General features: G+C 71.4%; 3 protein-coding genes. 2 read left to right on the forward strand and 1 reads right to left on the reverse strand.

Going from position 1 to position 12,867, the window contains the following annotated elements; all coding sequences use genetic code 11:
• Positions 1-11 precede the first annotated feature (11 nt).
• The gene (locus ACIBCJ_RS32370; protein WP_365981195.1) at positions 12-1,211 is read right to left on the reverse strand and encodes an MFS transporter; all 1,200 of its coding nucleotides are present in this window, start codon (positions 1,209-1,211) and stop codon (positions 12-14) included.
• 395 nt (positions 1,212-1,606) lie between these two features.
• On the opposite strand from ACIBCJ_RS32370, the gene ACIBCJ_RS32375 reads away from it, so the two are divergent.
• The gene (locus tag ACIBCJ_RS32375; protein WP_365981194.1) at positions 1,607-3,079 is read left to right on the forward strand and encodes an aminopeptidase P family protein; all 1,473 of its coding nucleotides are present in this window, start codon (positions 1,607-1,609) and stop codon (positions 3,077-3,079) included.
• 458 nt (positions 3,080-3,537) lie between these two features.
• The coding region (locus tag ACIBCJ_RS32380; protein ID WP_399284043.1) for an amino acid adenylation domain-containing protein at positions 3,538-12,867 on the forward strand (9,330 nt) is incomplete at its 3' end.

Here is a 12,867-nt window from a genome sequence, read left to right on the forward strand (position 1 = left end):
GTCCTCGTTCCTCAGTGTTCTGCTGCTGTCATGTCCGGTGCCGGCCGCGCGGCCGGCCTGCCTGCGCGCAGCACCGGCTGCCCGACGAGGCTCAGTACCAGGGCGACGAGACCGCCGGCCGCCCCGGCCCACGCGGCGTGCGCGGACGTACCCGCGTCGGCGAGGCGGCCGCCGACGGCCGTACCCGACGCGATGCCCATCGCGCCGAAGCTGTTGAGCCATGAGAAGGCCTCGGACAGGGCTCCCTTGGGAGCCACCGATTCGAGGAGCGTGCTGCCCGCGATCAGCGCGGGCGAGACCGCGACGCCCGCGACGACCGCCAGGACCGCCATCACCGGGAGGGAGCCCGCGAAGGCCAGCGGGACCGCGCTGAGCATCAGCACGGACGTGGTGATCACGAGCAGCGTGACCTGCGACACCCGCCAGTCGACGGCACCGTACGCGATCCCGGCGAAGAGGCTGCCCACCGCGATCAGCGCCAGCAGCACACCGGCGAGCCCGGACGCGGACCGCTCCTCGGCGAACGCGATCATCGTGACGTCGATCGCGCCGAACAGGAAACCCATCCCGGCGTAGGTGATCATCAGCACCCAGACCGCGGGCACCCCGATCGCCCGCCGCGGACGCTCGCCCGGCCGCTGGGCGCCGGCCGGTTCGGACCGTCGGTGCAGTGCCACGAAGACCGATCCGGTCACGGTCAGGACCGCGCAGGCGACCAGCCCTCCCGCCGGGTGCACCGACGAACTCAGCACGGTGACCAGCAGGGGCCCGAGCAGGAAGATCGTGTCATCGAGCATGGACTCCATGGCGTACGCGGTGCGCAGCGTGCGCTGGTCCACGAACGACGCCCAGCGCGCCCGCATGAAACCGGTGAACGACACGGAGGTGCAACCGGTGAGTACGGCGGCGGCGACCATCATCCCGAGCGGCAGCTCCAGACCGACCGCGAGCAGGAGCAGGGCCATGCCGACCGCGTGTCCGAGACAGGCGCCGAGCAGCACCCTGCGCTGGCTGTGCCGGTCGGCCAGGCGCCCGAGGAACGGGGCGGCCACTCCCTGGGAGACCAGCATCGCCGCCGCCACCAGACCTGCGTCCCCCAGCGAACCGGTGACGGCGGATACCAGCATGAGGCAGCCGATGGAGCGCATGGCGATCGGAAAGCGGCCGACCATGCCCCAGAACGCCAGCGAGGCGGCACCGGGAGCCCTCATGAGCCGGAGATAGGTACCCAGGCCGGAATTCGACGGCGACGCACTTCCGGACACATTTCTCCCGTGGCTGCAGAAAAATGACGCTGAAACAACCCGGGTTTCCGGGGTGGATAACCTGATCGGTGGAGCGATCGGAAACCTCAGTGAGTGCCGGTGGCCTGAACCCCCGTTCGACCGGCCATACGTAACGGTCCGTCATGCTAGGTCTGCCGTTCACAGCGTGTCAACGGTCGTATTCGGCTGTGTGAAGACCCCCTCCTCCATTTACATCGGTCAAAACGCCTTGTCCTGTCGTGAGAGTGTCATTTCGGGCGGAGTATTATTCGCGCTTTCTTCGGCAAGGCGGCCCGCCCTCCGCACCCCGGAGGCGGCCGGCGCGACAACCAGGAGGCGGCGTGACCGAGCGGACGCTCGCGACCCAGGAACCGGACGACCGAGGGGCTGGCCAGGAACCCCCGCAGCGGAAGAACGGTCTGTACCACGAGGTGAGTGAGGAACTCGCCGCGAACATGAGCCGGGGCTGGGCCGACACCGAGCGGCCGGACCTGCGGCCGATCCCCCAGGCGGGGCACACCGCCCGCCGCCGGACCGAACTGTCCGCCCGTTTCCCCGGGGAGCGCCTGGTCGTCCCGGCCGGGACCCTGAAGACGCGCGCCAACGACATGGTCTACCGGTTCCGTCCCTCCTCCGACTACGTGTACCTGACGGGTGACCAGTCGGAGAACGGCGTCCTGGTCCTGGAGCCGCGGGCGGAAGGCGGACACGAGGCGACCGTCTTCCTGCTCCCGCGCTCCGACCGGGCCGACGGCGAGTTCTGGCTCTCCGACCGGGGCGAGCTGTGGGACGGGCGCCGCAACAGCCTCGGCGAGAACCAGCGGCTGCTCGGTCTGGCCTGCGGTGACGTGCGCGCCCTGGCGGGCACGTTGGAGGAGGGCACGGGCCCGGTTCGTCTGCTGCGGGGCCACGACGCCGGTGTCGAGGAGGCGCTCAGGGACAAGGTCACCGCGGAGCGCGACGAGGAGTTCCGGGTCTTCCTCTCCGAGATGCGCCGGGTGAAGGACGACTTCGAGATCGCCGATCTGCGCTTCGCCTGCGAGGCCACCGCACGGGGCTTCGAGGACGTCGTGCGCTCCCTCGGCCAGGCACGGGCCACGTCGGAGCGGTACATCGAGGGCACGTTCTTCCTGCGGGCCCGGGTCGAGGGGAACGACGTCGGCTACAACACGATCGCCGCCGCCGGACCGCACGCCACCACCATCCACTGGATGCGCAACGACGGTGCGGTGCGCGACGGCGATCTGCTGCTGCTCGACGCCGGTGTGGAGACCCGCAACCTCTACACCGCCGACATCACCCGGACCCTGCCGGTCAGCGGCCGGTTCTCGCCCGTCCAGCGCAGGATCTACGACGCGGTGCTGGAGGCGCAGGAGGCCGGGATCGCGGCCGTCGGGCCGGGTGCCGCGTACCGGGACTACCACGACGCGGCCCAGCGCGCCCTCGCCGTCCGGCTCGTCGAGTGGGGCCTGCTCGGCGACCTGACCGTGGAGAAGGTGCTGGAGCTGGGACTGCAGCGGCGCTGGACCATGCACGGCACCGGCCACATGCTCGGCCTGGACGTGCACGACTGCGCCGCGGCCCGGACGGAGGCGTACGTCGACGGCCTGCTGGAGCCGGGCATGTGCCTGACCGTGGAGCCCGGCCTCTACTTCCAGCCGGACGACCTGACGGTGCCGGAGGAGTACCGGGGCATCGGCGTGCGCATCGAGGACGACATCCTCGTCACCGAGGACGGCAACGAGAACCTCTCGGCCGCCCTCCCGCGCCGGGCGGACGAGATCGAGGCGTGGATGGCCCGGCTGCGTGCCTGACCGGCCGTGGGGCGCCAGCCAGGGAGAGCCAGGGGTGGCGCCCCACGGACGAGCCGGTCCCGGGGACCGTCAATGCGCGGCACCATTGCGGAATTTCGCGCTCCGGCCAGATACGGGGGGTCAGTTCGGCCACTTTGATCAGTGAGGGCCCTCGTCCCGACCAGCCGGATCACTTCTCGCCGGGGTGGCGCTCCCTCACCTTCCGGCCACTAGTTCAATTTTAAAAAATTCCGATCGTGTGAGTGCTCGGTTACGGTCTCTCAGTGATCGATCGAAGACGCTGAACCGAGGACAGCAGCGCGCCGGCGCATAGCCGAAGTCGCGCCGGAGCCGGATATCCGCGCACGCCGCTCACCATGACGAGCGGCCGGACCCGAAATAACCGGGGAATTCACAGCCGTGACATGAACGGCATACAGCGCATCAGGTCATTGACCTGATTTCTTGGGGGGCGTGCTTTGCCTGAGCACAGCGAGATCCCGGAACGCGAACAGCGTGCGGCACGGTCGTCCGCGGATGCCGACGTACCCGCCGATGTCCGGGCGGCGCGGATTGAAGAATGGATTCTTCAGCGCCTGGCCGGCCCGTCCGGCGAGCGGCCGGAGCAGCTCGACGCCCGGCAGCCGCTGGCGGACCTCGGGCTCTCCTCGAAGGACGCCGTGGTCGTCGTCGGCGAGCTGCGGGAGTGGCTCGGTGAAGACCTCTCGCCCGCCGTGCTCTGGGAGCATCCGACGCCCCGCGCGCTGGCCCGCCATCTCGCCGGAGCCGCGGACGACGCCGCCCCGGCCCCGCGGGCCGGACAGCAGACCGGCGGAGAACCGATCGCGATCATCGGGCTGAGCTGCCGTTTCCCCGGAGCGGAGAACAGTGAGGCCTTCTGGGACCTGCTCAGGGAGGGCCGGGACGCGGTCGGGGACGGCACCGAGCGCCGCGAACTGCTGGGCGACCACCTGCCGCACGGGCTGCTGCACGACGTCACCGGCTTCGACGCCGACCTGTTCTCCGTCTCCCCGCTGGAGGCCTCCTACGCCGACCCGCAGCAGCGTCTGCTGCTGGAGACGGCCTGGGAGGCCGTCGAGGCCAGCGGCATCGCGCCGTCCGACCTCGCGGGCACCCGCACCGGTGTCTTCGTCGGCATCAGCCACAGCGACTACGGGCGCCTCCAGGAGGCGCCGAGCATGTACAGCGGTACGGGCCAGGCGCTGAGCGTGGCCGCGAACCGGCTGTCGTACGTCCTGGACACCAAGGGCCCCAGTCTCGCGGTCGACACCGCCTGCTCGTCGTCGCTCGTCGCCGTCCACCAGGCGTGCCGCAGCCTTCGCTCCGGTGAGAGCACGACGGCCCTGGCCGGCGGTGTGAACCTGCTGCTGCGACCGCACGCCACCGACATCTTCACGCAGGCGGGCATGCTGGCGCCGGACGGGCGCTGCAAGACCTTCGACGCCTCGGCCGACGGGTACGGGCGGGCCGAGGGCTGCGGTGTCGTGGTGCTGAAGACACTCGCCGCCGCGCGACGCGACGGCGACCCGATCCTCGCCGTGATCCGCGGATCGGCCGTGAACCAGGACGGGCGGAGCAACGGACTGACGGCGCCGAGCGGCCCGGCACAGCAGGCGGTCGTACGAGACGCCCTGGACGACGCGGGGGTCACGGCCGACGAGATCGACTACGTCGAGGCCCATGGCACCGGCACACCTCTGGGTGATCCGGTGGAGATCCGCTCCTTGTCCGCCGTCCTCGCGACGTCCCGGCGCACCGGTCGGCCGGTGGCGATCGGCTCCGTGAAGACGAACATCGGCCACGCCGAGGCGGCGGCGGGCATCGCGGGCCTGATCAAGGTCGTCCTGATGCTGCAGCACGGCCGGATCGCCCCCCACCTGCACCTCAAGCGCCTCAATCCCGCCATCGGCGAGACGGCCGGCCTCACCGTCCCGACGCGGCTGACGCCCTGGGAGGCAGGACCGCGCCCGCGCACGGCCGGGGTCAGCGGGTTCGGGTTCGGCGGCACCAACGCCCACCTGATCGTCCAGGAGCCCCCGGCGCCCCCGCCCCCGACCGCGCCGGGCCGCCGTCCTGCCCGGCCACTGCACCTGCTGGCGCTGAGCGCGGCCACCGAGCCGGCCCTCGCCGCTCTGGCACGCCGGTACACCGCACACCTCGCCGACCGCGACGACTCCGGTCTCGCCGACATCTGCCACTCGGCGAACACCGGGCGGTCGCCGCTGACGCACCGGGCGGTGATCACCGCCTCCTCCGTGGCGGAGGCGAGCCGCACACTGGAGCAACTGGCCGCCGGCGGAACCGGCCCCGGCCTGATCACCGGCCGCAGCCGGGCCACCGGGTCCGGCGAACTCGCCTTCCTCTTCACGGGACAGGGGTCCCAGTACCCGGGCATGGCCCGGCAGTTGTTCGAGACCAGCCCGCGGTTCCGGCGGGAGATCATCGAGTGCGGCGAGGTCCTCGCCGAATACCTGGAACTTCCGCTGAGCGAACTGCTCTTCCCCGACGAGGAAGAGACGGAGAACCTCCTTCACCACACCCGCAACACTCAACCCGCCCTCTTCGCCGTCGAGTACGCGATGGCGCAGCTGTGGCGGTCGTGGGGCGTCGAGCCCGGCGCGCTCCTCGGCCACAGCGTCGGTGAGCTAGTGGCGGCGAGCGTCGCCGGTGTCTTCAGCCGCGACGACGGCCTGCGGCTCGCCGCGGAAAGAGGACGCATCGTCCAGGAACTGACCGAGGCCGGTGCGATGGCTCTGGCGGTCACGGACGAGTCCACGGTCCTCGGGGCCGTGGACCGGCTCGCGCCCCGGCACACCGTCGCCGTCGCAGCGGTGAACGGGGACGACAACACCGTGGTCTCCGGAACCGCCGAAGCCGTCGAGGCCTTCCGGCGGTACATGACGGAGCACGACGTGGTGACCCACCCGCTGAGCGGCAGTCACGCCTTCCACTCCCCGATGATGGAACCCGCCCGAGCCTCCTTCGCCCGCGTCCTGGCGCGGATGGAGTTCCACGCGCCGCGCATCCCGCTCATCAGCGACCTCGACGGCCGGCCCTTCGACGACACGCACCGCCCGGACGCCGCGTACTGGGAACGGCATCTGACGCAGACGGTCCGCTTCGCCGAGGGCGTGCGCCGGCTGGTCGGCGACGGCTGCACCACCTTCCTGGAGACCGGCCCCCACCCCGTGCTGCTCGGCGCCGTCCGGCGCGACACGCCCCAGGTGCGCCGGCTGCCGTCCCTGCGGCGCGGGCACGAGGACTGGCCCGTCCTGGCGGCGAGCGTCGCCGAGCTGTACACGGCGGGACACCCGGTCGACTGGAAGGGATTCGACGAGGGCTACGGACGACGGCGCACGCCGGTGCCGACCTATCCCTTCCAGCACAAACACGTCTGGCTTCCCGCCGGTGCCTCGCCGACGCCCGCCCCGCGACAGAACACCCCGACGAGTGAAGGACCGGAGACCGTGGCAGTCACGTCGCACATCGGAGCCGAGAACCACGATCCGATCGTCTCCTCCCTCTCACGGACCGTCACGAAACTCCTCGGCACGGATGCCCCGGTCGACCCGGACACGCCGTTCCTGCAGCTCGGCACCGACTCCATGATGCTGCTGCAGATGCTGCAGTACACCCGGCGCACGTTCGGGGTGGCTCCGCCGACGAACCTCCTCTTCGAAGAGATCAACACCCTTTCGCTGCTGGCCGATTACGTAAGGACCAACGCCGCCCCCCGCCTCATGGCCGAGTTCCTGTCGTCCACCGCTCACGCGGCGCCCGCCCCCGGTGCGGCGCAGCCCGTCGCCGGGCGGGAGGCCCCCGCCGCGCCGGCCGGCGTGCCGCGGCCGCTCGACGCGGGGAACGTGGCGGAGGGCGCCATGAGCAAGTTCCTGGACGTCCACGCCCAGGTCATGAGCCAGGCCTACGACCTCCTGCGCGGCTCGGGAACCACCGTGCCCCCTCTCGAAGCCGCGGACCGGTCGTTACCGGCCGGCCAGCCGGTTGCCTCCGCTGCCCCGGCCCCCGCGAACGGCGCCGTCCCGGCCGTCTCCGCGCACACCTACGTGCCCTTCCGGCCGGCCCGCGCCGGCACCCGGGAGTCCTCCGAGACCCTGACCGATTCCCAGCGGCGCTACGTGGACGACCTGAGCCGCCGCCACGTGGAGCGCACCCGGAACTCGAAGGAGCACAATCTCCACGACCGCCGTCACAACGCCGACATACGCCACGCGCCGCGCACCGACACACTGCTGCGCCAGGCCCACTACCCGATCACGGTCACCCGTTCCTCCGGCTCCCGCGTCTGGGACCTCGACGGCAACGAGTACATCGACGTGGCCATGGGCTTCGGCGTCAACCTCTTCGGACACAACGAGCCGTTCATCAAAGAGGCGATAGCCGAACAGCTCGACCGGGGGATGCAGCTGGGCCCGCAGCCGGAACTGGCCGCCGAGGTGGCCCGGCTCATCCACGAGATGACGGGCAACGAGCGCATCGCGTTCTGCAACACCGGCTCCGAGGCCGTGATGACGGCCGTCCGCCTGGCTCGCGCGGTCACCGGACGCAGCAAGATCGTCCTGTTCGCAGGGGCGTACCACGGTTCGTCCGACCTCGTCCTCGCCCAGCGCGACCTGACCAGTGACCTGGGCGAGTCACTGCCCCTGGCCCCGGGCATCACCGACGGCGTGAGCCGGGACGTCCTCGTGCTCCCGTACGGCGAGGCCGCGTCCTTGGACACCATCCGGGAACGGGCGGGCGAGCTGGCCGCGGTCGTCGTCGAGCCGGTGCAGAGCCGCCGCCCCGACCTCCAGCCCCGCGCCTTCCTCGAGGAACTGCGGGAGATCACCCGCGAGGCCGGCACGGCCCTGGTGTTCGACGAGGTCATCACGGGCTTCCGCATGCACCCCCGGGGCGTGCGGGAGATCTTCGGCGTCGAGGCCGACATCACCACGTACGGAAAGGTGCTCGGAGGAGGTCTGCCCATCGGTGTCGTCGCCGGCGCCGCCGACTACCTCGACGCCATCGACGGCGGCGTCCACGCCTTCGGCGACGGCCCGCGGCCCGGCGTCGTCCAGACGTTCTTCACCGGCACCTTCTGCAAGCACCCGCTCGCCCTGGCGGCGAGCCGGGCCGTGCTGCGGGAACTGCGGCGCCGCGGCCCCGGGCTCCAGGAGAGCGTGAGCCGGAAGGTGCGCAGGCTCGCCGACCGGGTCAACGAGGGCTTCGAGGCGTCCGGCGTCCCCATCCGCGTCGTCCACTTCGGATCACTGTTCCGCTTCAAGCTCCCCGCGGTCGCCGCCCGCCGCCCCGACGTCACCGAACTCTTCCACACCGCCCTGCTGCACGAGGGCCTGTACGTCTGGGAGGGCCGCAACTGCTTCCTGTCCACGGCCCACACCGACGACGACGTCGACACGGTGATCGCGGCCGTCCTGCGAGTCGGTTCCGACCTGCGCGAGGCGGGCTTCTTCCCCGGAGCGTCGACGACCGGCGCGGGCCGGGACGACACCGTGCGCTCCGACGACACCGTGCGCTCCGACGGCGGCGAGGGATACCCGCTCAGCGTCGTGCAGCAGGAACTGTGGGTCCTGGACCAGATGGGCGAAGACCCGTCACGGGCCTACAACGAGAGCCTCCTGCTCGACCTGCGCGGCACGCTGGACCTCGACGCGCTGCGAGCCTGCGTACGCGAGGTGGCCGGCCGGCACGAGGTGCTCCGTACCGTCTTCTCGCCCGACGGCACCGAACAGCGTGCCGCCACGGCCGTCGCCGAGGACCTGCCGCTGGTCGACCTGTCCACGGCCACCGACCGCGCCGCGCGGGACCGATCGGCGGCCGGGTGGCTGGACGAGCAGGAGAACGCCCCCTACGACCTGGCCGCCGGCCCGCTGATGCGCGCCGCGGTACTGCGCCTGGCCGAGGACCACCACCAGCTCTACCTGGCGGCCCACCACACCGTCATCGACGGCTGGTCCTTCGCGGTGCTGCTCGCGGAGATCAGCGAGCTCTACGCGGCCCGCCACGAGGGGGTGCGCCGCACGCTGCCGCCCCCACCCCGGTACCGCACCTATGTGGAGCGGCAGCGCGCACGGGTGGGCACGGAATCCTGGCAGGCCGACGACGCCTACTGGCTCGACCGCTTCGCCGACGGACTGCCCGGCCTCCAACTGCCCACCGACCGCCCGAGGCCCTCGCACGTGACCTACCGCGGCGGCACGGTGAGCACGCCGCTCGACCCCGGCACGGCGGAGAGCGTCGCCGCCACGGCCCGGAAGCTCGGCAGCACCCCGTTCACCGTTCTGCTCGGCGCGTACGCCGCCCTGCTGCACCGCGTCACCGGCCAGGACGACCTGGTGATCGGTGTGCCCGTCGCCCAGCGCGAGGGCGAGGGCGAGGACAGGATGGTCGGCAACTGCAGCAACCTGGTCCCGGTCCGCATCACCTTCCGGCCGGGCACGTCCGTCGCCGCCTTCCTCACCGGTCTCCACCGGACGCTGCTGGAGGCGTACGCCCACTCCGGCCACCCGATCTCCGCGCTGCGCGGCAGGATCCCCGTCGGCACCGACGCGGCGCGCACCCAGCTGTTCCCCACGCTCTTCAATCTCGACCAGGAGACGCAGGCCCCCCACTTCCCGGGGCTGACCACCGACGTGATCACCCCGGCGCGGCGCTGGACGCCGACCGAGTTCGAGGTGGACGTCCGAGCCATCAGCCAGGGATCGACACTCGACTTCAAGTACAACTCCGACCTGTTCGACGAGCGGACCGTCCGCCGCCTGGCCGGCCTCTACCGACGTCTGCTGCGCGCATTCCTCTCCTCCCAGGAGCAGGACCTGCGGCACGTTTCCCTGGTCGACGACGGTGAGCGGGACGTGCTGCTGCGGGCGGGGCACACGGCGCCGCCGATGCCGTCCACCCCGGCCGCGGGCAGTGTCGTGGAGCTCTTCGAGGCGCGGGCCGCGGCCACGCCCGACCGCGTCGCCGTGGCCCACGACGGCCGCCGGACCGGCTACCGGGAACTCAACGAGCGGGCCAACCAGCTCGCCCGGCGACTGCGGCAGGAATGCGTCGGCCCGGAGTCGCGCGTCGGTCTGCTGCTGGCCCGGAACACCGACCTGATCGTCGCCGTACTGGCGGTGTGGAAGGCCGGTGGCGCGCACGTCGCCCTCGACCCGGTGGGCCCGCCGCAGCGCCGAGCGCGGGTGGTGGAGGACGCCGGCGTGTCGGTGATCCTCACGCTGGAGGGGTTCCGCGACCGAGTGCCCGGGGGACCGCTCACCACCGTCTACCTGGACACCGAACGGGAGGCTGTCGACCGGCTGCCCGCCGACGACCTCGAGCTGCCCCTGCCCGACTCCGGTCTGGCGTACCTGGTGCACACCTCCGGCTCCACGGGCCGTCCCAAGTGCGTCATGGTGAGCCACGGTTCCCTGCGCGACCGGTACCTGGGCTGGGAGGACGCCTATCGGCTCCGGGACCGGGTCTCCTCCGTGCTCCAGATGGCCACGTTCGGCTTCGACGTCTTCGTCGGAGACGTGGTCCGCGCCCTGTGCTCAGGGGCGAAACTGGTTCTCTGCTCCCGGGACGTGCTGTTGCAGCCCGCCGAGCTGCTCGCCCTGATGCGCGGTGAGGAAGTGGACTGCGCGGAATTCGTGCCCCTGGTCCTCAACGGGCTGGTGAACCACGTCCAGGCGTCCGGCGAGACGCTCGGCTTCATGAACGTGCTGATCGTCGGATCGGACACGGTCTACGGCGGCGACCTGGACCGGGCACTGGAGGCGGCCGGCCCGGACACCCTGGTCGTCAACTCCTACGGGCTCGCCGAGGACACCGTGGACACCACCTACCACGTCCACCGCGGCGGCACGACGACGGCAGGCCACCACTCGCCCATCGGGCTGCCGTTCCCCGGCTCACGGGTCTACATCCTGGACGACGCCTTCAATCCCGTCCCGGTCGGCGTCCCGGGGATGCTGTACACCGCCGGGACCGGGCTGGCCCGCGGCTACCTCGGCCGCCCGGGGCTCACGGCCGAGCGTTTCGTCCCCAACCCCTGGGCCATCGAGCCGGGCGAACGCCTCTACGTCACCGGTGACCTGGCACGCTACCGGGACACGGAGGACGGCCTCGTCATCGAGTACCTCGGCCGCAAGGACACCCAGCTCAAGATCCGCGGCTACCGGATCGAACTGGGCGAGGTGGAGACCGCCGTCGAGCAGGTCACCGGATCGGACGCCGTCGCGGTCCTGCCCCAGGTACGGGACGGTGACACCCGGCTCGTGGCCTACGTGCGGACCGCCGAGTCCGGTGACCTCGGTCCCCGGACGGCCCAGTGGCATGCCGCGCTGCGCGACCTGCTGCCCGACTACATGGTGCCCACCTCCTACGTGGCGCTGGAGGCTCTGCCGCTCACCGCCAACGGCAAGCTGGACCGGGTCGCGCTCTCCGCGATGGAGGGAGTCGAGACCGGAGCCGGGGTGGAGTTCGTGGCGCCCCGCACGGGGACGGAGGCGCGGCTGGCGGAGATCTGGGCCGAGGTGCTGGGCCGGGAGGAGGTCGGTGTCCACGACGACTTCTTCCTGCTGGGCGGTCACTCCCTGCTGGCGACGCGGGTGGTGAGCCGGGTGCGGGAGGCGTTCGCGGCGGAGGTTCCGATCCGCTGGTTGTTCGAGGTGCCCACGGTGGCGGCTCTTGCCGCAAGGCTGGACGAGGGCGGGAGCGAGACCGGTTCGACCCGCCGACCGCTGACGCGTGTCGGGCGGCCGCGTCTGCTGCCGTTGTCGTACGCGCAGACGCGGCTGTGGTTCCTGAACCGCTTCGACGGTGAGAGCCGTGCGGCCTACAACATTCCCATGGTGCTGCGTCTGACCGGTGCGGTGGACGCGGAGGCACTGCGAGGCGCGCTGGCGGACGTGGTCGAGCGGCACGAGGTGCTGCGCACCCGCTATGTCGAGATCGAAGGCGTGGTGGTCCAGCAGATCGTGCCCGTCTCCCAGGCCCTGCCGCCCCTGGTGACCCGCACCGCGGACCCCTCGGAAGTGGACTCACTGGTGGCGGCCGCGTCGGTCGAGCCGTTCGACGTCGCGGCCGACCTGCCGTTGCGGGCGTGGTTGTTCTCCCTGGACGAGCGGGAGCACGTGCTGGTTCTGGTGTTGCACCACATCGCCGGCGACGGTTCTTCGCTGGCGCCGTTGGCGCGGGACGTGGCGGTTGCCTATCAGGCCAGGTTGACGGGGGGTGTGCCCGGGTGGCAGCCGCTGCCGGTGCAGTACGCCGACTACACGCTGTGGCAGCGGGAGTTCCTGGGTGAGGCGTCCGACCCGGAGAGTGTGCTCTGCGCTCAGCTGGCCTACTGGCGTGGGGCACTGGCGGGCCTGCCGGAGGAACTGGAACTGCCGCGGGACCGTCCCCGCCAGGCGGTGGGCAGTGGACGTGGCGGTCAAGTCGCGTACACGATCGACGCCGCCGTGACGGAACGGCTGCGAGAGGTGGGCCGGGACGGCGGGGCCACCCTGTTCATGGTCCTGCAAGCCGCACTCGCCGCACTTCTCACCCGCCTGGGCGCCGGCACGGACATCCCCGTCGGCACTCCTGTCGCGGGGCGCCTCGACGAGAAGCTGACCGACGTCATCGGGTTCTTCGTCAACACTCTTGTGCTGCGTGCGGATACTTCGGGTGACCCGCGTTTCGATAATCTGGTGGTGCAGGTTCGTGAGACGAGTCTGGCTGCGTTCGCTCATCAGGATGTGCCGTTCGAGCGGTTGGTGGAGGAACTGAATCCGGTCCGT

The organism is Streptomyces sp. NPDC051136, assembly GCF_044455745.1.
In the GTDB taxonomy this organism is placed as follows: domain Bacteria; phylum Actinomycetota; class Actinomycetes; order Streptomycetales; family Streptomycetaceae; genus Streptomyces.

What these genes read in the sequence shown, in the direction of transcription:
- ACIBCJ_RS32370 (WP_365981195.1), bottom strand. Translation starts at nt 1,211, where the DNA reads ATGAGGGCTCCCGGTGCCGCCTCGCTGGCGTTCTGGGGCATGGTCGGC.